This window comes from Dehalococcoidia bacterium (assembly GCA_022451965.1).
GTDB lineage: Bacteria > Chloroflexota > Dehalococcoidia > Lucifugimonadales > Lucifugimonadaceae > TMED-70.
The window spans coordinates 1-24,928 of the sequence record JAKUNJ010000009.1 but is presented as its reverse complement, the minus strand read 5'-3'; the positions used below and the strand labels follow the sequence as shown (position 1 = coordinate 24,928).

The following is a 24,928-nucleotide window of genomic DNA, read 5'->3' as shown; positions in this document are numbered from 1 at the left end:
TAGACATTAATTTAATTTTTATAAATTTTCAACTTGAAAACTCTAATTTATAATAACTGTATGGATAATAAAATAAAAAATGAAAATCTTGATAGAAATGTAGAAAATTATAAGATCAATGATGAATCTAATGCTTCAACTATTTCTAGAAAAGATAAGTTTAATTTTCTAAATGATGTTTTTGAGTCAGATGATCAAACAGACGTATTTTTAGGATAATCTTGCTAAATGAATTTATAATCACTAATGCTTAATTATCGGAGATTTACTAAAATTATTAGATATGTTTCAGGATTCTTTGCAGTAATATTTTTTATATTATTCATCATTTCTTTTATTATTATGTCTTTTAGTTAATAAATTGAAAATAGAATGAAAAATATATATAAGAATTTAGGAATTATATTATTATCTTCATCAATTTTATTATTAGTAATTCTTAGTCAGACCTTAGGCGCAAGGGTTGCATTTCCAGTTTTTATGTTATGTCTACTTTTAGGGGCTTGGTCTTACTATAAGTATACAAATTATAGATAAAAATCTTATTGTGTTCTAAATAAATTTTATATCTTAACTTTTTTACGAACAAATTGTCATTTAAATCATCAATCTTTATTCAAATTGATTTAGTAATCTAATAATAGATTCCATTATAATTGATATGGTATCATCTCAAATAAATGTTTTACCAAGATTGAAATTAGTTGAAGTCAAATCTAATAAGGCAAAAAATAATATTATTTTGGGTATAATTTGAAAGTACATAACACAGTCTCAGGTTTCTTTGAAGAAAGATCTAAAATAACATCCAAAATAGCCTTTGTACCCACTATGGGATCTATACATGAAGGCCATATTTCTCTCATAGAAAAAGCAAAGTCATATGGAGAAACTATTATAGTTAGTATTTTTGTAAATCCTATTCAATTTAATTCGACAAAAGATTTTGATACCTATCCTCGAAGTCTTGAAGATGATAAAAAAATATTACAGAATCTAGGTGTTGATATATTATTTTGTCCTCCAGCTGAGGAAATTTATCCTGAAAACTTCAAGTCATATGTAAAAGTTAAGATGCTTTCAGATGTCTTAGAAGGGAAGTATAGAAAAGGTAATATGGAAGGAGTTGCTACTGTTGTTACAAAATTATTTAATATTATTCAACCCAATTATGCAATTTTTGGTGAAAAAGATTATCAACAATTGTTACTCATAAAATCTTTTGTAAGTGATTTAAATATTCCTGTTGAGATCATTTCCTCTAAAACAATAAGAGATAATGAAGGCTTAGCATTATCAAGCAGAAATAAAAATTTATCCGTTTCTGAAAAGAATCAAGCAACTGAAATAATAAATTCTCTATATTTCGGTATTAAAAATCTAATATCAGGTGAAAAAAAATCAAAAAATATAATTACCTTAATTGAAAATTACCTTTCTGATTTCAATCTTATAAAAATTGAATATATATCAATTAGAGATCTAGAAAACTTTGAAATAGTTGATGAAATAAATTCTGATTTTGTAATTCTTATTGCAGTATATGTTGGAAAAATTAGGCTCATTGATAATATTATCTACAGAAAAAAATGAATAAAGTTTCAATTAAGAAAATTCAGAAATTAAAGAATTTTAAGAAAATTACAATGATTACAGCATATGACTATGTAAGTGGTTATATAGTAAATAATTCCTCTGCTGAAATGATATTAGTAGGAGATAGTTTGGGTACTACATCCTTAGGTTATGATTTTACTAATAAGGTGACTATCGAAGATATGATTAATGCTACAGAAGCTGTAGCAAGAGTAGGAATTGATAAGTTACTAGTTTCTGATTTATCTTATGGTACATATGAAACTAAAGAGGATGCATTAAGAAATGCTTCATTATTAATAAACTCAGGTGCAGATGCTGTAAAGTTAGAAGGAGGATCAGAAAAATTTGAAATCATAAAATATTTAATCGATCATAAAATTGCTGTGATGGGTCATATTGGAGTAAAACCTCAATCTATTAATAATCATAAAGAATTCAAGATCTTAGGAAAAAATCAGGATGAGGCTAAGGAAATTTTTGATGATGCAATTTCTCTTGAATCATCAGGAGTATTTTCTTTAGTTTTAGAATTAGTGGATGAGTTTTTAACAAAAAAAATTACAAAAAAATTATCAATACCAACAATTGGAATTTCATCAGGAAATTTTTCCGATGGACAAGTTCAAGTTTATAATGACTTAATTGGTTACAGCCCGAAAAAATTGCCAAAGCATGCCAAAGTTTACAGTAATTTATTCTTTGAAGCACAAGAGTCTATTAATAAATTTGTAAATGATACAAGAGATCTGTCTTAATAAAACAAAAAATCATTATGAATCAGTCAAATAAATTATTCCATGAAAGCTTTTTTTATTGTTAGAATTATAGAGATGAAAAAGGGGTTCATAACTAAATATCATGTAATACAATCTCTTCTTGCAGGCATATTTATAACTATAATCATTCTTGTAGGAGAAACATTTTCTAATAATGTAATTAATGCTGCCATAGGTTCTAGCGTAGCATTACTTTTTTTACACCCTAAAAATAGGCAAAACCGCTTTAAAAGCCTAGTTGTTGGTAATTTAATAGCTATTATAACCTTTATTCTTCTACACTTTCTTTTTCAATTATTTGATCAAGATTTATATGTATCAATTTCTAATAAAAACTTTCATATTTTTTCTGGTATATCTTTTTTTATTTGTTTGCTAGTTATGACTTTAACAAATTCTGAACATGTCCCAGCTGCAGGAACATCTATAGGCTTATCGGTACATGAATTTGATTTTAGACTAATACTTTTTGTGATTTTTTCTGTGTTATTTTTATATGTCTTTAAGTTAGCTTTAGATAAATATGGGAAAAATATCATATAAATTCATATGATATATCTATGAGTTCCATAATCTCTTCATAGATTAACTATAAGAAATTATGAATGAGTCTGACTAATTATTCAAAACCCATAATGTTAATATTAGCTATCTAATGAGACATCAAAAAAGACTTTATGTTTTCTAGGTGATTTAATTTAATCCCATGAAAAAAAAGAAACAAAATAATAAAGACCAAAGAGAATTATTTGATACTAAAAAGTTTGAGAGGACATATCTATTGCCTCAGACATGGTATGAGCTGTTGTCTAATAGTGATGAGGAGTTTCTGAATGAATTATTATTTGATATTAGTGGAGTAAATTATATCTATCCAAAGCTTCTATTAACTTTTCAGAATCCTACTTCATATAACTTCTTTCATTTATCAATGCTGAATGAAAATTCTAAAAGAAAGATTGAAAGAATCTTCAAAAGTATTTATGGTGATGATGTCTTAATTGTTATCCAAAAAGCCAATACTGAACCACCCAACAGAATAGATGATAGGGAACTATAAAAAGCTATCCAACTAATTATTCAAATACATGATGTCAGAGTAGCAGTTTATCTAAGCTAAAATAGTTTTCAAAATCCTAAATAATAGTGAACCAATATACCAACCAATAGAAAATAGGATTACTGTACTAAAAAACAACCATTCTTTATGAGTATTTGGAATATTAACTGGAATGCCATGCCATTTAAAAGATTTCATCATTTATTCTATCTAAATTTATCTCCTATTTAGTGATGCTTACAGAAATTATGTATCAATCAGACTAATTATTCAAATACATGATGTCAAATAACTCAGTAGAAAAACGTTTCAACTATTTTTTCAACTTTTTCAACCTTATTACAATAGAATCATTTATAATTGATTTGGTATCATTACAAATACGCATTCTAACTAAATGGGGCCTTAGCTCAGCTGGGAGAGCGCTTCCCTTGCACGGAAGAGGTCGGGAGTTCGATCCTCCCAGGCTCCACCAAAAACTATTTGTTTAATAAGTCCTTTGCCTTATCTTTCAGACTTTTAGCTTTTTCCTGATAACTTTTTACCCACTCAGTTTTAGCTTTGTTTGCATCAATAATAGTGTCTAAAGTACTCAAAACTTGAGCATTTGTTTTTTCTCTAATTTCATTTGTAACTTCTTCTATTTTTTTCTTTTCTTCCTCTATATTGCCTAAAGCTTTTTCTATGTTTTCATCTAAGATTTCTTTAGGTCTTGCTTTGACAGCTTCTCTAAATTGGTTCATTGTTTCTCGTTCAACCATAGAAGTCATGTATGCTTCTTTCATATCAAAGCATTCTAATTTATCCTTATAACAATTAGACATAATTATGTTTAGAGATTTAGCATAATTTCCGTAGCCATGAATATTGAATCTATCATCAAAAATAGATCTGTATGCAGTAAATCCAAAATTATCAATAGTTATTTCATTATTATGGGTCCCGTCAGAATTAATTCCAAGTGCAAGTCCTGAATGTTCATAGTCCTTCAGTGTTCCGGGAATATTCACAATGGGATCATTTGGTATAAATATTCTATAATTATCCTTTACATATTTATCCATCAACTCTCTATATTCTTTATTACCTACTCTAGGTCCTCCCATGGAAATTAATGAAACATCGTAACCATAATTCATAGACAGGTCAAGAGCTGAAAGCGTAGCAAGTGCAGATCCCAAGCTATGACCAGAAAAAATAATTTTTTGAGGATTATTTTTATCTATTGCTTCAAAAATAACTTCTCTGAACCTATCGTATTCAGAACTGAAGCCTCTATGAACAAAAACATCTGGAGATTCTATCCAATCAGCCTTTACCATTGCACCATCAAGATCGGTTATTACATTCTTGGTATATTCTCTTTTTGTTTTTGCAGAGGTTGATCTATATGTCACAAATAAGATATCTTCCTTTTCTACAATTAGAGCTAATCCACCGCTAAGATTTATTGAAAATTTATCACCTAATTCTTCTCCAGGAGCTCTGATAAAATCATCCCCGATTATTTTATATCCTTTTTTTTCAGATTTTTCTTTTACGAAATCAAATTCTCTAAGAACAAGAAAATTTTGATAAACAATATCTGGTAATATGCTTTCAAACCCGATTTGTTGAAGACTTACAAAAGGTTTATCATCAATTTTAGAGGATACTTCCACTATAGATTCTCCAATTTCTTTAGCCTCAGTTTTAGCTTGATCTTCAGTAACTGATGTCGAGCAAGACATGATGAATATGATTGTTAGAAATAATATTTTTTTCATTTTCTTAATTTTCTTTACTTTAATTTAATTCTTTTAATTATATTCTATATTTTTAATAGGTTTTTTACATGTGGAAAAAATAAGTGCCGAAATTATCATCATAATTAATCCAGCAAACCATATACTTTGATAGCTTCCTGTATAGTCTCTTACGTATCCTGAAACCGGAGCTCCAATACCTCCAATAATTAATATGAATGGCGTAATTTTACCTCTAATTGTTCCTAAGTTTTTTCTTCCAAAATAATCCGCCCAAATGAATGAATGTATAAACATTAATCCTCCTATACCAAGACCAAATATTGCCATTGAGATAAAAATGACCCAAAAAGAATAAGCATAAATTGTAATTATGCTGGCTATTGCTAAAAATAAAAATGATAATGTCCCTAAAAGTCGTATACCTAATTTTTTAACTAAATTACCAACAAAAAAAGTACTTATTCCTGCACATACAGCATCAAAAGCTGTTGCAAGTGCAATAAGTTGAGGTTCTAAACCTCGATCCATAAATGCAGGAATTCTATGTATAGCTATTGTCCCAGTTGCGATTGAAATAACCGTAAGGCAAAAGGTTATTTTCCAAAATACTCTTGTCTTGAATGCTTCTTCGAATTCCCATGATGTCTCTTTATCTTTTAGATTTTTAGATTCTATTAATTCTCCGTCAGGAACTAATCCGATATCTTCCGGTTGTCTTCTTAAGAGCCATAATGCAGGAGGAATAATAATTAACATAGATATAAATCCAAAAATAATCCAAGTATTTCGCCAACCTGAAATATCGATAAAAAACTGTGTAAGAGGAACAAATATCATAGCTCCAATAGGTACTCCTAAAGAAGTAATTGCTAATGCTTTCCCTCTTTTTTCTACAAACCACTTAGATATAGGAACAGTTGTTATTAATGCACCAGGTCCTCCTAAACTTGTAATACCTATTGCTCCAAAAATTAATATCATTATTATTCCACTAGAATTGAAACCCAATAAAATTAATCCAATTCCAGTAATAGTGACTCCAACAGGTAATAAGATTCTTGCTCCATATTTGTCGATCCATGGTCCGAGAATAGGACTTGTTAATCCTCCTACTATCTGCCTTGCCGTCGATGCCCATCCAAAATATGATCTCCCTATGAGTAATTCATCGCCCATAGGCTTAATAAATAAACCAAAATTTAAGGTTCCTAAAGCCATAGTCATTGAAGATGTTATTGCCATAACAAATACTATTTTCCATCCATAAAAAATTGAGTTTTGTTTTTGTGTCATTAAGAATTTTATAATTTTCTGCTATCAGTAATATATCTTATTTTTTTTTTTTAATATACTAAGATTTCTTTATTTCCTTATAGCGTTGACTATTGTTTGAACTGATTTATAATTGATTTGGTTCCTCACAATCTAACTTAAAATTTTTGGAGTTCTGTTGACTGAGAAAATAGTTAAGCCTAAAAAAAATAAACTTATTAGGATTTTATGGATTCTTTTAGGTTCGCTTTTTGTTGGCATAGGATATCTTGGTATATTTGTTCCTGGTCTTCCTACTACTATTTTTTTAATTCTTGCTGCAGGTTGTTATATAAGATCATCTGAAAAGTTATATAACTGGCTAATTAATAATAAAATTTTTGGTAAATATATAAAAGATTATTATGAAGGCAAGGGTATGCCTCTAAAATCAAAAATATTAGCCTTTTCAATGATTATAATATTCTGTTCATTTGCTATATTTTTCGTAATTGAATTAATTTGGGTTCAGTTGATAGTAGGATTAGCTGGCATTATCGGAATTTCTTATATCATATTACGAGTTCCAACTAAGAAATAAATAAAGTCTACTTATATGGTTGACAATCTTGATTTTTGCATTGTATACTCGACTGGTAAACAATTATTTTGAGGAGAATTAACTTGAAAAAATCAATTAAGATTACTTTGATTTCAATGCTCGGAATGTTCGCGTTCTTTGCTTGTTACAATGCAGAAACTGAGGTTATTGAAGTAGAAAAACAAGTTGTTGTTGAAAAGGAAGTAATTAAAGAAGTAGAAGTTCCTGGTGAAACAGTCATAACAGAAGTTGTCAAGGAAATTGAAGTTCCTGTTATTGTTGAAAAGGAAGTTGAAAAAGAAGAAAAGACATTAGTAATTTATTCTGGAAGATCTGAATCTTTAGTAGGTCCAATTATTGAAGAATTCTCTGTTCTTACAGGAATACCTGTCGAAACAAAGTATGGTAAAACACCTGAGATGGTGAGTTTGTTAGAGACAGAAGGAAGTAAAACTCCTGCCGATGTTTTTTATGCACAAGATCCTGGTGGATTAGGTTCTGTTTCTGCTATGCTTGACCCAATGTCAAGAGAAGTATGTGACTTAATTCCTGCTTGGGCTGTAGCTCCTAGAGAAGCTAACGGTGGATGCAAATGGATCGGTATAACAGGAAGAGCAAGAGTTTTAGTATATAACCCAGATGTTACAGCTGCAGCTGATCTACCTACATCTATGGAAGATCTTACTGATCCAAAATACAAAGGTAAATTAGGTTGGGCACCAACAAATGGATCATTCCAAGCTATGATTACAGGAATGAGAATTTACTGGGGTGAAGCAAAAACTAAAACTTGGTTAGAGGGAATAGTGGCCAATGAACCAATTGTGTATCCTAAAAACACACCACAGGTTCAAGCTGCTGCTGACCAAGAAATTGAATTTGGTATGGTAAATCACTATTACCTACACAGATTCCAAGCCAAAGAAGGTGAAAACTTTAAAGCTGCAAACCACTATCTCAATAATGGTGATGCTGGTTCAGTTGTATTAGTTTCTGGAGCAGGTATTTTAGATTCTTCAGATAACAAAGACAATGCAGAAAGATTCATGACATTCATGACATCAAAAATTGCACAACAATACTTTGCTACTCAAGTACATGAGTACCCACTAGTGACTGAAGGAGTAACTCCAAACAGAATGCTAGTAGATATGGAATCATTGAGTAAGCCAGATATTGACATCTCTCAGCTTGGTGATCTTGAGGCAACTCAGGCACTACTGACGGAAGTTGGTGCACTACAATAATAAGATAATTATCTCTTCTTATCTCGACTAAATAGGAGTCTGTTCTCTCCTCCTGAAAATGAAAAAACAGACTCCTATTTTAGTCACTAAGAGTTATTTTAATTCTCCAAAAATAGGTTCCAAAATATTTCTGTTTTCTTTGCTTTCATCTGAATCATTTTCAGGGAGGTAAGCATTTTTTTCGTTAAGATCAGATTTCATGTCAAACATTCTTCCATCTTCATATAATTTCCATGAGTGATTTCTAAGAAATCTTTGAATTGGTCTTTTGTTTCTTCCTCCAGCATCAAAGTGAAAGAAGATCCAGTCTCTAGGGTCTCCATCTTCTCCTAATAATTGAGGATAAAAAGATTTTCCATCTATAATATAATTTTCTGGAAATTTTATGCCTGTAGCCTCAAAAATTGTTGGAAGAAAATCTGTAGTATCTACAAGATTTGTACTAACTAAAGACGCAGGAATTTTACTTTTCCAATTACAAATGAGTGGTACATGAGTACCTGTATCAATTGTTTTACCTTTTCCTCCTGGTATTTCTAAATCTCCCATAAAAGAAGAAACTTCGATAGGGGAACCATTGTCTCCCAAATATAAAATCAAAGTATTTTCTCTAATGCCCAAAGAATCTAATTTATCAACAATTTTCCCTATAGTTTTATCATGGTACTCAACCATATCTTTATAATATTTAGAATCATCATCCCATCCTTCTAATTGTTCCCAAGTTCTTCCACCAAGTGTTTTATTAGATGGAGGGTCAAAAACAGCAAATTCTTGACTATCTGGTGTAGGTTCCAAAGGTCTATGAGTTAGAGTCATTGGGAAATAAACAAAAAAGGGGTCATCAATATTTCTTTCCATAAAGTCTAAAATATAATCTGAAAAAATATCTTCTCCATAGTTTCCTTCAGTAATTTCTTTACTTAGATATTCACCATTTTGGTATACAATGGGATTTTTATATCTTGACCCTTTTTCTTCTGTTTGATGAGCATGCCAAACGCAAAATTCATCAAATCCTGCATCCTCTATTTTTTGACCTTTATTTCTTTCTTCAGGCATTTCATCAGGTGGATTATATGAGTATAGTTGCCATTTACCAGATATTAAGGTTTTATATCCATTATCACTCATGATATGCCCAAAAGTTTTTTCATTGGGATCCATTAAACCAAACCCGATATAATTTCTAAAATTATATTTTCCTGTCATTAATTGAATTCTTGTTGGTGTGCACAATGGTTGGGCATGAGCATTCTCAAATCTTATTCCAGTTTCTGCTAAATTATTTAGTCTAGGTGTTTCATAAGAGGTCCCTCCATTTGCATTTATAACTTCATAGCCTAAATCGTCAGACATTATAAGTATTATATTTGGTCTTTTATTATTCATATATTTCTCCTATTTTTATCCTCTTTCACCTTTATCGTATTCTGCATACATGTATGGATGATTTTCATCAAATTCAGTTAGTGGTTTTGGGTTTTCAATCTCACTGGCAGGCCTTACCTCTTTTCCTACTATGTTTAAGGATTTATCTCCTAGATTTTTTCGATATTCATCTGCTAAATTTGATAATTCTTTGACTATTTCTTTATTATTATCAAACAAATTAGATTCTTCACCAATATCATTATCTAAATCATATAATTCATCTATTATTTTTCCTTCTTTTTTGAAATGTAATTTCCAATTCTTGTATCTTATTGCCTCTAATTCATCTTCATTATAGTAAACAAAGGAATCTCTTTTAGATGTATTATCGTTAGCAAAAAGTAAATCTGACATTTCTACACCGTCTATTTTTTTTCTAGGAAGTTCAGCTCCAATTAACTTTGTAATTGAGGGCAAAAAATCCATTGTTGTAGCAAGGTTATCTGTTTCTTCGCCTTTATTAATTTTTCCAGGCCACCTAATAATACAAGGTACCCTTTGACCTCCATCCCATGTTTGACCCTTACCTCCTCTTAGATTTCCATTACTTCCACCTTGATTTTGTAGTCTTGATCCATTGTCACTAGTAAATATAACTATTGTATTTTCATCAATACCTAATTCTTTTAACTCATCAAAAATTACTTTTGTAGACCAATCGATACTTGCTACGCATGCTCCATAATCTCCATTTTTAGATTCTTTTACAAATTTTTCTGCAGCATATAATGGAAGGTGAACTTGCATATGAGCAAGATATAAGAAAAAAGGGCTGTTATTATTTTCTCTTATAAACTTAACTGCGTCCTCTGTATATCTTTCAGCTATAGATCTTTGATCAGGTTGTTCTTGTATAACTTCTTTATCTCTAAGAAGAGGAAGTGGAGGACGATCCCATTCTGTTATTTTGTGTAAACTTGAATCATTATGCTGATAATCTTCAATTTTCACTTGCCTTCCCATATCATTACTGTAAGGTATTCCAAAGTATGAATCAAAGCCATGGTTTGTTGGAAGAAACTCTTCTTGGTCTCCACAGTGCCATTTGCCAATAATTTTTGTACTATATCCTGATTCTTTTAGTGTTTTTGCTATAGTTTTTTCTTCTGTATTTAGACCAATTCCTTGTCCAGGAAATAATACTCTTAGTCCATCAAAAGTTCCAAAACTTATCCTTTGAGGATAGCATCCAGTTAATAATGAAGCTCTAGATGGAGAGCAAACAGGAGAGCTAACATAAAAATTAGAGAATTTTTTCCCTTCTTCCGCCATTTTATCTAAAGTAGGAGTTAAATTAATCTTTGAGCCATAACAACCAAGATCTCCGTAACCTAAATCATCAGCAAATATAATAATTATGTTAGGTTTTTTTTCATTATTTACCATGCGACATCCCTCGTTTTGATTTATAATTATCTTAGATTTTTATATTATAAAAATAGAGATTTCTATGCACAAAATACTAAGTTTTTATGAATTTAATACTTTTGATTTTCTAGATATTAAAGAAAATCAAAAAATTTTATTAAATAACTGTAAGAGGCTTGGTATAAAAGGCACAATTATATTAGCTGAAGAAGGAATAAATGGAACAATTTGTGGAACTGAAATTAGCATAGAAGAAATTACTTCCATAATTTATAAGCTAAATTTTAATCCTAATATAAAAACCTCTTTTTCTAAATCAAATGCATTTAAGAGACTTAAGGTAAAGATACAACCTGAAATAGTTACATTTGATGGCTTAGGAAAGTTTGCTTCAAATACAGGAGAATTTATTGATCCTGAGGATTGGGATAATTTTATAAAAAATAAAGATGTTGAAATAATTGATGTTAGGAATTTTTATGAGACTGTAATTGGTAAATTCCCTAATTCTAAAGATCCAAATACAGAAAGATTTACTGATTTTATAGAATTCGTAGAAAAAGAATTAGTAAAAGTAAAAAATAAAAAAATTGCCATGTACTGTACAGGAGGCATACGTTGTGAAAAGGCATCATCATACATGAAAGATATTGGATTTGAAAATGTTTATCAATTGAGAGGTGGAATAATAAACTATTTAAACTCTGTAGATAAAAAAAATGGTTCATGGAAGGGTGAATGTTTTGTTTTTGATGAGAGGGTTTCTTTAGATTATGGATCGGAAGAAGGAACTTTTAACCTTTGTCATGGTTGTCGTAATCCAATTGATAAAAATGACAAAGAATCAATTTATTATGAAGAAGGAGTAAGTTGCCCAAGTTGTATAAATATTAGAAGTGGTGAACAAAATGAAAAATCTAGACAAAGACAAGCACAGATAGTTTTTGCTAGAAAAAGACAAAATTTATAAAGGATTTCTCCCACCCTCAAAGACAAGAATGTAAATAAGTCTTAGTATCTGAAAAAGTAAGTAAGTGCAAAAAATAACGAATCCCCACTTTATTACTTGTCTAAGAAAAATTTTTATTTTACTTTCTTCCATTTATTTACCTCAATTATTTTTTATTGTTTTTCCAGAAAAAACTTTTGTTTCTTTATTGTGTTCCATTGCTTTTTTACCGTTTACAAAAATATATTCAATCCCAGTAGGTGTTTTTTTAGGGTCAGTAAAGGAAGAATTATCTTTTATTTTTTCTGGATCGAATATAACTAAATCTGCATAATAATTTTCTTTAATTTCACCTCTAGATTTTATATTAAATTTTTTAGCAGGCATCTTTGTCATTTTATATATTGCTTCTTCAAAGTTTAATATTTTTTTATTTTTTACATATTCATCAAATATTCTAGGATAAGTACCCCAAGCTCTTGGATGAGGTTTTGATCCAACATCAATACCATCTGTACCTATCATTACTCTGGGATGTTTCATTATATTTCTTACATCATTTTCATTCATTCCAAATGCAGCCACAAGAATTTTATCAGAAATTTCTGAAAGCAATTTCTTTACTGTTTCTTCAGTTGGTAAATCATAGATTTCTTGAATATCTTCTAGTGTTTTACCTTCAATTGATTTATCACCAGGTACAGAACATAATAAAACATCTTTACTCTCAGATTTTCCCATTGGGCTATTTGTATTTGAGTCATCAAAAGTTCCATTTAATAAAAGTGCTTTTAGCATAGTTGATCTAGCTGTATATGGATATTGATCAGCATGAATATCTAAACCTTTTTCAGAGAAATTATCAATCATACTTAATGCCTTTTCAGATTTACCCCAGTTATCTTTTCCAACACTCTTAAGATGAGATATCTCAACTTTTAATTGATTGTTGATTCCAATATTTGCAGTTTCATTTATGGAATCAAACAAACCTTCTGCTTCATTTCTCATATGTGAAACATAGACACCTTCATATTTTTTAATTGGCTTAGTTATTTCAATAATTTCTTCAGTTTTAGAATTCCTACCAGGCTCATAAACTAAACCTGTAGAAAATCCTAGGCACCCAGCTTCCATCCCTTCTTCAACTAAATTTATCATCTTTATTAATTCATCTTCAGTAGGATAAATTTTATCCATTAGATTTAGAGAATTTCTTCTAATGGTATGATGACCAATTAATACGCCTACATTAATTGAAGTTGGGTATCTATCTAATAGATCAAAATATTCTGAAAAATTATTCCAAACGTCATCTAATTTTGAAACTTTATACAAAGAAGACATTTGTTCTTTGGCTGATAAATAAGGAGAAACGCCAAAACCACAATTTCCAACAATCATTGTAGTTATTCCTTGGCACAAATTATGTAAGATCCTTTTATCAGTAACAACCTTAAAATCATCATGAGAATGAACATCTATAAATCCAGGACATATTATTTTCCCAGAACCATCTATTAGCTCCTTATATTTAACGTTATTTAGCTCTTTAGTTATAATTTTATCTTCTAATATTCCTATATCACCAATATAAGATTTATTAGGGTTACCATCAATTATTCTTACCCCTTTGATAAGAAAATCTAGCATTATTTGAATTTACCTCTACCAACAATAGGAACAGATTCTTCTAATAAGCCATTTCTGTGAACAAAATAATCATCATGTAAATTTATAGTTGTATCGGAGTGCATTGGTCTTAGAAAAATTTTATCACCTACTTTTAATTCATTTTCTTCTTCTGTTTCTATTATGCATTTACAATGTTCTTCAGATAAACCTACTAATTTTATCCCTTTTGGGGATACAACCTCAGGTAATCCTTGATCCATTGAAACAGATTTTAATCCACAATCAATAACTATTCTATTATCTCTTCTTGAAACAACAGTACACATAAGAGTTAGAGCTGGTTGAAAATCATCAAAAATTTTCAAATAATTTCCATCCATGAATATATAAGAACCACATTGTAGTTCTGTTATTCCATCGATTTTTGATGTTATGTTATAGGTTCCTGTTCCTGATGCTGAAACTATTCTTACCTCTACTCCACTTTCTTCAATCAGGTTTTTTGCTTTAACTAATTTATTCATAGCTTTATTGGTTTCGTTTACTCTTTCCTCATAGTTATCTATGTTCACAGTATGGCCTTCATACCCCATAATTCCTTCAAAAGATAATCCTTTTTTCTGATTTATCTTATTTGTAAATTCAACAATTTCATCAAGTTCAACTCCACACCTATCCATACCTACGTTTACTTCGATTATCACTCCTAATTTCAGGGAATTATTCTCAAAAGCTTCTGATAATTCTTCAATATTGTCTTCATTTTCAACTGCAACCATAACTTTTGATATTTTATTTACTTCTACTAGTCGTTGAATTTTTGATTTTCCTACAATTTGATTTGGTATTAGTATTTCTTTTACTCCTCCAGTCGCCATTTCTTCCGCTTCACCTAACTTTGCACAACAAATTCCAATAGCACCTTGATCTATTTGCTTTTTTGCCCAATATGGACTTTTATTTGTTTTAGAATGCGGTCTCATTGAAACATTATTTTCATCTGCAAAGGTTTGCATTTTCTTAATATTATTTTCAGCTATATCAAGATCAACTAAAATTGAAGGAGTATCTATATCTGATATTTTGGTACCTTTTATATATTTCTTATTATTCATATTTTTCTCTTTTGATTACTTTTATTTAATAAATAATAACTCAATTATATTTCGATGATATAAAATTTACTTATGACTTATAAAAAAATTGGCATAATAGGATTTGGTTCATGGGTTAAAAATGCTTATTTACCTGTTCTATCGGAAATAGAAAATTTGAATATTTCCCACGTTTCTACTAAAACAGAGAAATCTCTAGTTACTGCAAAAACTTTAATAAATAATACAGACTGTAAATTTTCCTTAGACTACATGCGACTTATAGATGATAAGCAATTAGATTTGATAATTATAAGTGTTCCAGATTCATCGCATGGAAAAATTATAAGTGATGTTCTAAGTAGAGATATAGACTGCATATTTGAAATGCCATTATCAATGGAAAATTCTGAATCTAAAAAGATAATTTCTAAAATGTCTTCTAAAAGTAATATTTATATACCTAATCTTGAAATGTCACATTTACCAATTATAAGTTATCTAGGAAAAATGTTTGAAACTAATAAATTTGGAAATTTGGAAAAAGCAAAGCTCAAATTATCAGCCAACTGGTGGCCTGGCTTCAGTATATATACTGCATCTCCTTGGTATATTGATGTGTTCAATAAAATTTTTAATATTGCACCTAAGAGAGTTACTAGTAGTGGGGTAACAAAATCTAAATTTCCAACTGAATCAAAAGGATCGGCTATTTTAGATTATGGAGATTTTTTTGCAGAATGGGAGTTTGATATGGAAACTCAAACTGAATTGAGCGTAATATTAGACTTATTCTTTGAAAAAGAAACAGTACAAGTTGATCTAATGAAATCAGAGATAAAATCAGATAATAATAAAAAAATATCTTTTTTTGAACCTCATTATGGTTGGCCCGGAATGAAAGAATTTATACTTAATACTATGTTTGAAAAACAAGATAGATTACAGCATATTGAAGATATAAATATTCTTCAGAATATTTCTAACGGATTGAAACTATCACTAAATTCAAAAGATTGGCATGGTGTATAAATGAAAAGAACTCTAATTTTATTTATTTTTTTATTTCTATCCATAAGCTGTACTAATGAACTTGAATTTGAAAACTACAGCGATTTCAAAGTATCAGGAGAAAAAATTCAAATCTACGATCCTCAAACTAGATTAGATGTATCTAGAGGAGATTTTTCTCCAATAATTGAATTACAAATTAATAAAGAGTCTTCTGTTATATATCCAGATAATAGACCTACTATTTTTTTATTTGTAGCTCATTGGTGCCCATATTGTAGAGAAGAAATTCCAGAAGTAATTGAGTGGATAAATCAAGCTGATCTCATTAATAAGGATGTTAATATTGTTTTAGTCGTAACTCATACTGATCCAGAAAAAAATAACTACCCTCCTGATAATTGGTTATTTAATGAAAATTGGCAATATCCTGTAATTTATGATGATAATCAAAACACCTTATCTGAACATTTTGGAATCACCTATTTCCCGTCTTGGGTATTTACTGAGAGTGATGGTGAAATAGCATTAACTTTCGCTGGCAGATTGGGTATAGATGAACTGCAAAAACTAGTTAATTGATCGATATATTTGTAATAAATTATTTATTGTTAAATATATCGATTTCTAATTAGCTAACTTAATTGGCTAATTAGAAATAAATTACTAAAGAATCAATTCCAACAGTTGATTTTTTTTCAGTAATATGAGTTATAATAAATCGATAGGGTCAATTGGTCCTATATGTTCGTGGAATAAAAAAGTAACTACGGAGGATATGTATGTTAAAAAAATTCCGATATGGACTAGTTAGTGTAATGATTCTAAGTTTAGGATTATTTGCAATAGCTTGTTCAGAAGAGGAAGTTGAAGAAGCTACAAACACTACAAATGCTAGTGCTGCAGCTGCTGCCGCTAAGGATGCTGGTATGACAGCTGAAAAAGCTAAGGAAGCAATGCCTGCAGAGGCTGCGCCTGCTAAAGCAGAGCCAAAGCTTGTTGAAACTTCAGAAACTTCAAAAGCTGCTACTGGTGAAGACCAGGCTGCTGGATTAGGAGAAGGAGATGTGTCTTGGCCAAGTCTTTCAGACGAAATGCCTAGTTCATTCTCTGAATCTCCAATGTGTGCCGCTAAAGCTGAGGCTGGAGAGATTCCTGCTTTAGAAGAAAGACTACCTGAAAACCCACTTGTTATTCAGCCTGCTGAAAGCATTGGAGAATATGGTGGTACTTGGTACAGAGCTTTCACTGGTCCTGCTGATGGACAAAACATGGAAAGACCTATGAAAGATCACATATTGTTCTTCGGAACTAATATGACAGATGTTCAACCAAACATTGCTGAAAGTTGGACTATTAATGATGATGCAACAGAATTCACTTTAACTCTAAGAAAAGGCCTAAAATGGTCTGATGGAGATGATATGACTACTGAAGACATCATGTTTTGGTATAACCATATGGTACAAAACGAAGATCTAGTGCCAACACCACCTTCATGGATGAAGTCTGGTGGGGAATTGCTAAAATTCACAGCAGTAGATTCAGAAACTCTACAAATTAATTCAGAAGAACCTTACGGTCTACTAATTACTTTATTAGCTTCTGTTGTTGTTGCAGGACCACACACTAGAGGAGACTCTGGTCTTGGTCTTTACGCACCTTCGCACTACTTAAGTGACTACCATCCTGATGTTATAGGTCTTGATGAAGCTAATGCTAAAGCAGAAGCTGCTGGTTACGAAAACTGGGCTAAGTACATGTTGTTCTTAAACCATGCTAACGCTAACCCTGATTCACCTATGATGACTGCTTGGAGAGTTACAAAGCCTATTACTTCTGATCAATGGGCTCTAGAAAGAAACTGTTTCTACTACGGTGTTGACACAGAAGGTCAGCAACTTCCTTACATGGATGGAGTAGTTCTTGATCTAGCAGAAAACCTAGAGGTGCTAAACCTTAAGGCTATTGCTGGTGAATTTACTGTTCAAGGTAGACACATTGACCTTTCAAAACTACCTGTATTTACAGAGAACTCTGAAAAAGGTAACTACAGAATTCAATTCTGGAGACAACCTGAATCTGGTATTGCTAACCTTTACATCAATGAAACTTGGGAAGGTGATGGAGGAGCAGTAGATACTGAAACTGCATCTTTCTTGCAAAATAAAGACTTTAGAGCAGCTCTATCAATGGGTATTGAAAGAGATGAAATTAACGAAGTATTCTTCCTAGGATTAGGAGAAACTGGTGGACTGTGTGCAGGATGGGATGACCCAGACGATCCAGATCACTATGTTGGAGAACACTACGTAGAATTTAATCCAGAAGAAGCTAATGCTTTATTAGACTCAATTGGATTAGATCAAAAAGATGCTGACGGCATGAGATTGATGCCTGAAACAGGAGAAAAAATCGTTGTAACTCACAGTGTTGCTGTAGCAGCATTCGAAGATTACGAAGGTATTGACTCTATGGTTATCGAAATGTGGAAAAAGCATCTTGGTATCGATGGAAAACTTGATGCACAAGAAAGAAGCTTGTGGTCAGGAAGATTCGAAAATAACGAAACCATGCTTAACAGTTGGGAATCATCTGGAAGAGCTGGTGCGATCATAACTCCAAATCACTTGGGTATGGTAGCGGGTGGAGGATATATTGCTCCAGCTGCAGCTGATGCACACCAAGCTGATGGAACTTATGCAGACGGATGGATTGGAGAATGGCAGAAACTTTATGACGAAGCTGTTAGTGACGGAACAAAGTATACTGAAAATCTTAAAAAGGTTGTAGAACTAAACTGTAATAATGTAAACCCAATCACAACTGTGATGAACAAGCCTACATATACAGCTATAATCAAGAAGAATGTAAGAAACGTTCCTAATCCACTTCCTTTCTCATACCATGCACAAACTTCAGGAAATGGTTTCCCTGAGACATGGTGGTTAGAAGGCGGAAACCAATAATCAACATTTGATTATTTAAATATGAAAAGAGGGCCTTTTGTGCCCTCTTTTCATATATTTTGTAAGATAATTTCAAAAGAGTATTCATTTTCAGGAGTGGGTTGGAGAGTTTTATATGCTGAATTTCCTTATAAGAAGAACAATTTTTATGTTTATAGCTCTATGGGCTGTAACTCTTATTTCTTTTTTTATTATTAATCTTCCTGAAGGAGATTATGTAACAGCTTACATAGCACAGCTTCAGGCTACAGGAAGCTTGGTAGATGCTGAAGAAGCTGATAATCTTAGAATATTTTATGGTTTAGATAGACCGTTATATGTTCAATATTTTAAGTGGATGGGTCAAATATTATTTGATCAAAGTTTAGGTTTTTCATTCGAGTATAATATGCCAGTAACTGAGGTAATATCTGAAAGATTATTACTAACTATTGTACTTGCCATTGCGTGTGTAATTTTTATTTGGGTAATTGCAATTCCTTTCGGAATTATTTCTGCGGTCAAGCAATATTCTGTTTGGGATTATTTGTTCACATTCTTAGGATTTGTCGGTTTAGCAATTCCAGACTTCATGATTGCATTGATTGCAATGTATTTATTTTTTGTTTGGTTCGATTTTAGCCCTGGGGGGCTATTTTCTCCAGAGTATGTAGGTGTCCCATGGAGTTGGGGTAGAGTTAAAGATTTAATTGACCATATTTGGATACCGATGGTAGTTTTAGGTACAGCTGGTACAGCTTCTCTAATGAGAATAACTCGTGCAAATTTACTTGATGAATTAAGTAAACCTTACGTTATAACTGCTAGAGCTAAAGGTATGTCTGAATGGAGGCTAATATTAAAATATCCTGTTAGATTAGCTCTTAATCCAGCTATAAGCTTAACTGCTTATATACTACCTTATCTTATTTCTGGAAGTATTATTGTAGGAGTTGTATTATCTCTACCCACAGTTGGACCTATGTTGGTTAAGGCTTTAGTTGCTCAAGATATGTTTTTGGCGGGTGGTATTATATTACTTATTGGATTTATGACTGTTGTAGGAACTTTCATATCAGATCTCTTGCTATTGTGGGTTGATCCAAGAATTCGATTGGAAGCAGGTGGCTCCTAATGGTTTTATCCTCACTAGGAAAAATCTTTTCGAAGAATGATTCAGCTCCAGAATCATCAGATCAAGCTAACTCAGTTGAATTAGCAACTCAAAGACAGCTGATATGGAGAAGATTTAAGAGACATAGACTTGGTTTTTCAGCATCAATTGTAGTTATATTATTTTATGTTGTTGTTCTTATGGCCGATTTTCTTTCAACAGCCCCACCTGTAGATTATGCAGCTGCTAGAGGTTATATGCCACCTCAACCAGTTAAATTTTTCCATAATGGTCATTTTATGAGTACATGTGAAGTGACTGGTGCAAGAAATATGGAAACATTCCTAATGGAATTTGAAGAAGATTGTGATAATTCTCAAGGTATAACTTTTTTTGCAAAAGGTTATGAATATAAACTTTGGGGACTATTTACTACAAATAGACATATTTTAGGTATGAAAGATGAGACAAAAGATCCTAATGCATGGATACATTTATTTGGAACCGATAAACAAGGTAGAGACGTTTATTCAAGAACAATGCATGCAACTAGAGTGTCTTTGACTATTGGTTTAGTTGGTGTTGCATTAAGTATTATATTTGGAATATTTATTGGAGCAATTTCAGGATATTATGGAGGAATAATTGACTCTATATTACAAAGACTAATTGAGATAATAAGATCTGTTCCTACTATTCCTCTATACATGGGTTTATCTTCGGCTTTTCCTGAAGACTGGACTATTAATCAAATATATTTCATGATCACTATAATAATTTCATTATTTGCATGGACTGATTTAGCAAGAGTTATAAGAGGAAGATTCCTTGCGATGAAAGATGAAGATTTTGTTACTGCAGCAAGGCTTAATGGTGCCAAAACTATGAGAATTGTTTTTATACATATGCTTCCCTCTTTTTACAGCCATATTATTGCTCAAGCTTCTTTGTCTTTACCATTGATGATTGTTACTGAAACATCCTTGAGTTTCTTAGGTTTAGGACTAAGACCTCCTGCTGTAAGTTATGGGGTTTTGCTAAAAGATGCTCAAAATGTTCAGTCGGTAGCTTCTTTCCCATGGTTATTTATTCCAGCGATTGCTGTAATTTTAGTTATTCTCGCCTTGAATTTCATGGGAGATGGAATTAGAGATGCGGCAGATCCGTATCAGGAGGTATAAATATGGTAACCAAGAAAAATAAAAGCGAGACTTTGCCTTTATTAGAGGTAAGAAATTTGCACACTTATTTTTACACTGCTGATGGAATTGTTAAGGCTGTAGATGGAGTTAATTTAGATGTATTCCCAAAGAAAACACTAGGAATTGTTGGAGAATCTGGATGTGGTAAAAGTATAACAACTAAGTCAATTCTTAGACTAATTGATCGACCTGGGAAAATATTAGATGGTACTATGACTCTTTATGATAAAAATCATGAAAATTCTCAAGATATAACTAAACTGAATAATCAGCAACTAAAGCAAGTTAGAGGTGGAAGAATTTCGATGATTTTTCAGGAACCTATGACATCTTTCAGTCCTATTCATACTGTAGGTAATCAGATTACAGAAGCTATCAAGTTACATCTAAATTATGAAAAAAATGAAGCTATGGAATTAGCCGAAGATTGGTTAGTTAGAGTTGGTATGAGTAATCCAAAGCAAAGATTGAAGCAGTATGCATTTGAGCTTAGTGGAGGGCAAAGGCAGAGAGCCATGATTGCTATGGCTCTATGTACAAACCCAGATATACTTATTGCAGACGAGCCAACTACTGCTCTTGATGTTACCACGCAAGCCCAAACACTAGATTTGTTGAAAGAACTTCAAGAAAAAAATGGGATGTCTATAATTATGATAACTCATGACCTAGGTGTTATTGCAGAATTAGCCGACGAAGTAAATGTAATGTACTTAGGAAAAGTTATAGAAAGTGGTTCAATTCATCAAGTTTTCAAGAATCCTAAACATCCATATACTCAAGCACTTCTCAGTTCTATACCTTCTTTGGCTACAGGGCACAGAGAAAGACTCCCCATTCTTCCAGGTACAATTCCTCATCCTCAGGCTAGGCCTAGTGGATGTCCTTTCAATCCAAGATGTAAAGACTTCATTGATGGAACCTGTAATGTTGAGTTCCCTAGTCAAGAAAAAATAGAAGATGGTCATCTAGTAAATTGCCATCTGTACAACAAGTAGGTTAATTATGTCAGTTACAAAAACTCAAAATGAAAATATAGTAGAAATAAAAAACTTAAAGAAGTACTATCCACTTACCTCAGGAATAATGAAAAAAGTTACTGGAGTAGTAAAAGCTGTTGATGATGTTTCTTTTGTTATTCCGCGTGGGAAAACAATTGGATTAGTTGGTGAATCTGGTTGTGGAAAAACTACTATTTCGAAATGTATATTAAGGGCCATTGATCCTACAGAAGGTGAAATACACCTAAACAGTGGTGACGGTTCCCATGATTTAGCAACCTTAAATGAAAGTGAATTAAGACCCTTGAGAAAAGAAATGCAAATGATTTTTCAAGATCCTTTTTCATCCTTGAATCCTAGAATGAATTTATTTGAAATAGTTAGTGAACCTCTACTATTAAACGGAGTAAAGAATAAGTCTGAAAGACAAGATAGAGTCGAAGAGTTATTAGAAAAAGTAGGATTAAGATCTGAATATATGATTAGATATCCACATGCTTTTAGTGGTGGCCAAAGACAAAGAATTGGAATTGCTAGAGCCTTAGCATTAAATCCATCTTTAATAGTATGTGATGAACCTGTTTCTGGATTGGATGTTTCTGTTCAAGCTCAAGTAATAAATCTACTAATGGATCTACAAGATGAGTTTGGATTGTCTTATCTTTTTGTTTCTCATGATCTTAGTATCGTAAGACAGATTAGTGATGAAATAAATGTTATGTATTTAGGGAGATTAGTTGAAAACGGAACACCAGAACAAATTTTTTCAAATCCAAAACATCCATATACAGAAGCTTTGATTTCAGCAGTTCCACAAGCTGATCCAGATTTAGTTAAGAATCACAAAACCTTGATAGGAGAAATTCCAAATCCCTCTAATCCTCCATCAGGATGTTATTTTCATCCAAGATGTACATATGCCACTGATGAATGTAAAAAAACTAATCCAGAACTAACAATTGATAAATCAGGAAGAACTTTCAGTTGTCACAATGCAAAGGATCTCAATCTTACTGGTCTAATTTAAAAAGTCATGCCTAAAAAACATATACTCTTAATATCTATTGCTTTTTTCTCAATTTTTATGGCATGTTCGTCCGAGGAAGACTATTCGCAGTTACAAGACTGGAGATCAGAATTGAGATCTGAAATTATGGAAGCTAGAAGAAACGTCAATTCTACTTCTAATCTTGCAATTAGGTCAGATATTTATATCGAAGAAGTTATAGATTTTTATATTTGGTTGAAAAAAAATATCTATTCCGATTATATTGATAAATCATGTGATGATGAAACATTCAAGGAAATAATTAAGACACAGTTTGAACCAGTTTCTTTACTAATTCAAATGTCATCTCCTATTGATGATCCATTTGAGCTATTTCCTTTACCGTCTGAAATAATTCATATATTGGGTTCAGAAGGTTCTGTTGGGCTTGAGAAAGATACTTTTAATAAAATAGACTCTAATAATTTAGATTGGAAAGTTGAATTTGTTGATGAGCCTTTAAAATTAAAGAAAAAGGGAGTATGGTATATAGTACCTACTAAACTAACAGAATCTATATTCAAAGGGTGTAAAAAATGAATATAAAAGTTTTTTCTGGGAACAGAATGATTGATACTGTAGCTGGAAAAGTTATTGAAAAAGATATTTCTATTCTTGTTAAGGATGCTGAAATAATAAGTGTAGATTCTACAGAAAAAATTTCATCTCATGAAATGTTTTCAAACGCGGAAAAATTTAAACTTAAGGGAACTATACTTCCTGGTTTAGTTGATTGCCACGTACATCTAATTGGTTTTGGAGATGGAACTCCGGGTGATGTCTTAGTAAAGACTGACGATAATTTATTAGCAATAAATGGAGCTCAAAATGCTATAAAACATCTTGATTCAGGTGTAACCACTCTTAGAGATTTAGGTGCAAAAAATATGACAGGTTACATGATTAAGGAAGCTGCAAATAGAGGAATAATTCAAACGCCTGATCTTATTATGTCCGGAAGACCAATAACCATAGTGGGAGGGCACTTAAATTGGTTTGGAGAAGTAGCTACTGGGCCTACAGAATGTATAGCTTCAGTCAGGCGTCTTCTAAAAGATGGAAGCGATATGATAAAAATTACAGCAACAGGAGGAAGTACTGGTACCTCAAATGTAAGAGTACCATCATTTAATTTAGATGAAATGAAAGCTATAGTTTTTGAAGCTCATAAATTTGGAGTTCATACCGCAGCTCACTGTGTAAATACCGAAGGAATGAGAATAGCTGTTGAAGCAGGGGTTGATACTATAATTCATGGTAGATTTGTAAATACAGATGGAGTCATAGAATTTGATGAAAAACTTGCTGATAAAATGGCTGATGAAGGCATTTTCATAAACCCCACACTTCATCAAGGAAGAGATAGAATATGGCAACTATGGGAAAAAGAAAAGGAAGTAGAATTATCTGACTTAGAAAAAACTGAAATTGAAGTTTGGCAAAAGCACTGGGATGATTCTCAAAAAGTTTGGGAAAAAGTTTTGGACAAAGGTATACAATTTGTTGCTGGTTCTGATGCTTCTTGGCAACATTATAAATTAGGTGGAACAAGCTTTCAGGATGAAATACATTCTCATGTTTCTGTTGGTATGAGTCCAATGGAAGCTATTCAATCAGGAACTATTTTTTCAGCAATGTCTTGTTGGGTAGATAATGAAGTTGGATCGATAGAGCCAGGTAAAATAGCTAATATAATTTCAGTGGATGGTAAACCAGAAAAAGAAATTAAAGATCTAAGAAATGTGAATTCGATAATCCACAGAGGTAGAGTTCATAAATTAGAGAAATAATCATTAAGTACTAGAAAATATCAGTATTATCTAATTATTATCTTTAAATACA

General features: G+C 31.5%; 24 protein-coding genes and 1 tRNA gene. 18 read left to right on the top strand and 7 right to left on the bottom strand.

Translation table 11 applies throughout. From position 1 onward, the window contains the following. Positions 1 to 60: 60 nt before the first annotated feature. The 5 genes from MK083_05840 (at position 61) to MK083_05820 (ending at position 3,435) form a co-directional block, all read left to right on the top strand. Positions 61 to 219 (top strand): hypothetical protein, encoded by a 159-nt coding sequence (locus tag MK083_05840; protein MCH2673976.1) that lies wholly within the window; start codon positions 61 to 63, stop codon positions 217 to 219. A gap of 534 nt (positions 220 to 753) precedes the next feature. Further along, positions 754 to 1,593 carry a pantoate--beta-alanine ligase gene (panC, locus tag MK083_05835; GenBank protein MCH2673975.1) on the top strand — a complete coding sequence of 280 codons (840 nt, stop codon included), beginning with the start codon at positions 754 to 756 and terminating at the stop codon, positions 1,591 to 1,593. Beyond that, complete coding sequence (gene panB, locus MK083_05830) at positions 1,590 to 2,354, top strand: 3-methyl-2-oxobutanoate hydroxymethyltransferase (protein ID MCH2673974.1); 765 nt, start codon at positions 1,590 to 1,592, stop codon at positions 2,352 to 2,354. The genes panC and panB overlap by 4 nt, the downstream gene beginning before the upstream one ends. Before the next feature lie 75 nt (positions 2,355 to 2,429). Continuing rightward, positions 2,430 to 2,918, top strand: coding sequence for an HPP family protein (locus MK083_05825; protein MCH2673973.1), 489 nt, complete (start codon positions 2,430 to 2,432; stop codon positions 2,916 to 2,918). Positions 2,919 to 3,081: 163 nt separating this feature from the next. After that, on the top strand, positions 3,082 to 3,435 hold the full coding sequence (locus MK083_05820) for a hypothetical protein (GenBank protein ID MCH2673972.1): 354 nt from the start codon (positions 3,082 to 3,084) through the stop codon (positions 3,433 to 3,435). Between the two features lie 51 nt (positions 3,436 to 3,486). Here the strand turns inward: MK083_05820 and MK083_05815 are convergent, their stop codons facing one another. Then, on the bottom strand, positions 3,487 to 3,636 hold the full coding sequence (locus MK083_05815; protein MCH2673971.1) for a hypothetical protein: 150 nt from the start codon (positions 3,634 to 3,636) through the stop codon (positions 3,487 to 3,489). A gap of 198 nt (positions 3,637 to 3,834) precedes the next feature. On the opposite strand from MK083_05815, the gene MK083_05810 reads away from it, so the two are divergent. Next, positions 3,835 to 3,910: transfer RNA gene (locus MK083_05810), tRNA-Ala, on the top strand. Between the two features lie 4 nt (positions 3,911 to 3,914). On the opposite strand, the gene MK083_05805 is transcribed toward MK083_05810, so the two are convergent. Both MK083_05805 and MK083_05800 read right to left on the bottom strand, forming a co-directional pair. Then, positions 3,915 to 5,201 carry a lipase family protein gene (locus tag MK083_05805; GenBank protein MCH2673970.1) on the bottom strand — a complete coding sequence of 429 codons (1,287 nt, stop codon included), beginning with the start codon at positions 5,199 to 5,201 and terminating at the stop codon, positions 3,915 to 3,917. A 33-nt stretch (positions 5,202 to 5,234) separates the two neighbouring features. Next, the gene (locus MK083_05800) at positions 5,235 to 6,476 is read right to left on the bottom strand and encodes an MFS transporter (GenBank protein MCH2673969.1); all 1,242 of its coding nucleotides are present in this window, start codon (positions 6,474 to 6,476) and stop codon (positions 5,235 to 5,237) included. Positions 6,477 to 6,633: 157 nt separating this feature from the next. Between MK083_05800 and MK083_05795 the strand changes: the two genes are divergently transcribed. Together MK083_05795 and MK083_05790 are read left to right on the top strand one after the other, a co-directional pair. Further along, entirely contained in the window at positions 6,634 to 7,035 is a 402-nt protein-coding gene (locus MK083_05795) for a YbaN family protein (GenBank protein MCH2673968.1), read from the top strand. An 83-nt stretch (positions 7,036 to 7,118) separates the two neighbouring features. Continuing rightward, a complete protein-coding gene (locus MK083_05790; GenBank protein MCH2673967.1) occupies positions 7,119 to 8,282 on the top strand; it encodes an iron ABC transporter substrate-binding protein in 1,164 nt (387 codons plus the stop codon). A gap of 93 nt (positions 8,283 to 8,375) precedes the next feature. On the opposite strand, the gene MK083_05785 is transcribed toward MK083_05790, so the two are convergent. Beyond that, positions 8,376 to 9,674, bottom strand: coding sequence for a sulfatase-like hydrolase/transferase (locus MK083_05785; GenBank protein MCH2673966.1), 1,299 nt, complete (start codon positions 9,672 to 9,674; stop codon positions 8,376 to 8,378). 15 nt (positions 9,675 to 9,689) lie between these two features. After that, positions 9,690 to 11,102: a sulfatase gene (locus tag MK083_05780; GenBank protein MCH2673965.1), complete on the bottom strand. Its 1,413-nt coding sequence runs from the start codon at positions 11,100 to 11,102 to the stop codon at positions 9,690 to 9,692. A gap of 64 nt (positions 11,103 to 11,166) precedes the next feature. On the opposite strand from MK083_05780, the gene MK083_05775 reads away from it, so the two are divergent. Next, positions 11,167 to 12,054 (top strand): hypothetical protein, encoded by an 888-nt coding sequence (locus MK083_05775; protein ID MCH2673964.1) that lies wholly within the window; start codon positions 11,167 to 11,169, stop codon positions 12,052 to 12,054. Positions 12,055 to 12,195: 141 nt separating this feature from the next. On the opposite strand, the gene MK083_05770 is transcribed toward MK083_05775, so the two are convergent. Then, positions 12,196 to 13,686 (bottom strand): D-aminoacylase, encoded by a 1,491-nt coding sequence (locus MK083_05770; GenBank protein MCH2673963.1) that lies wholly within the window; start codon positions 13,684 to 13,686, stop codon positions 12,196 to 12,198. Beyond that, complete coding sequence (locus MK083_05765) at positions 13,686 to 14,783, bottom strand: DSD1 family PLP-dependent enzyme (protein ID MCH2673962.1); 1,098 nt, start codon at positions 14,781 to 14,783, stop codon at positions 13,686 to 13,688. Before MK083_05765 ends, MK083_05770 begins: the two co-directional genes overlap by 1 nt. A gap of 72 nt (positions 14,784 to 14,855) precedes the next feature. Here MK083_05765 and MK083_05760 point away from each other — a divergent pair, with 72 nt between their 5' ends. From MK083_05760 to MK083_05720, 9 genes are all read left to right on the top strand, one after another. Beyond that, complete coding sequence (locus MK083_05760) at positions 14,856 to 15,794, top strand: Gfo/Idh/MocA family oxidoreductase (protein ID MCH2673961.1); 939 nt, start codon at positions 14,856 to 14,858, stop codon at positions 15,792 to 15,794. Beyond that, entirely contained in the window at positions 15,795 to 16,355 is a 561-nt protein-coding gene (locus tag MK083_05755; protein MCH2673960.1) for a TlpA family protein disulfide reductase, read from the top strand. A gap of 200 nt (positions 16,356 to 16,555) precedes the next feature. Beyond that, positions 16,556 to 18,742 (top strand): ABC transporter substrate-binding protein, encoded by a 2,187-nt coding sequence (locus MK083_05750; protein ID MCH2673959.1) that lies wholly within the window; start codon positions 16,556 to 16,558, stop codon positions 18,740 to 18,742. A 115-nt stretch (positions 18,743 to 18,857) separates the two neighbouring features. Beyond that, on the top strand, positions 18,858 to 19,856 hold the full coding sequence (locus tag MK083_05745; GenBank protein MCH2673958.1) for an ABC transporter permease: 999 nt from the start codon (positions 18,858 to 18,860) through the stop codon (positions 19,854 to 19,856). Next, entirely contained in the window at positions 19,856 to 21,016 is a 1,161-nt protein-coding gene (locus tag MK083_05740) for an ABC transporter permease (GenBank protein MCH2673957.1), read from the top strand. Before MK083_05745 ends, MK083_05740 begins: the two co-directional genes overlap by 1 nt. Positions 21,017 to 21,018: 2 nt before the next feature. After that, the gene (locus MK083_05735) at positions 21,019 to 22,035 is read left to right on the top strand and encodes an ABC transporter ATP-binding protein (GenBank protein MCH2673956.1); all 1,017 of its coding nucleotides are present in this window, start codon (positions 21,019 to 21,021) and stop codon (positions 22,033 to 22,035) included. A gap of 7 nt (positions 22,036 to 22,042) precedes the next feature. After that, a complete protein-coding gene (locus tag MK083_05730; protein MCH2673955.1) occupies positions 22,043 to 23,065 on the top strand; it encodes a dipeptide ABC transporter ATP-binding protein in 1,023 nt (340 codons plus the stop codon). Between the two features lie 6 nt (positions 23,066 to 23,071). Next, positions 23,072 to 23,626 carry a hypothetical protein gene (locus MK083_05725; protein ID MCH2673954.1) on the top strand — a complete coding sequence of 185 codons (555 nt, stop codon included), beginning with the start codon at positions 23,072 to 23,074 and terminating at the stop codon, positions 23,624 to 23,626. Beyond that, on the top strand, positions 23,623 to 24,876 hold the full coding sequence (locus MK083_05720; GenBank protein ID MCH2673953.1) for an amidohydrolase family protein: 1,254 nt from the start codon (positions 23,623 to 23,625) through the stop codon (positions 24,874 to 24,876). The genes MK083_05725 and MK083_05720 overlap by 4 nt, the downstream gene beginning before the upstream one ends. Positions 24,877 to 24,928 lie beyond the last annotated feature (52 nt).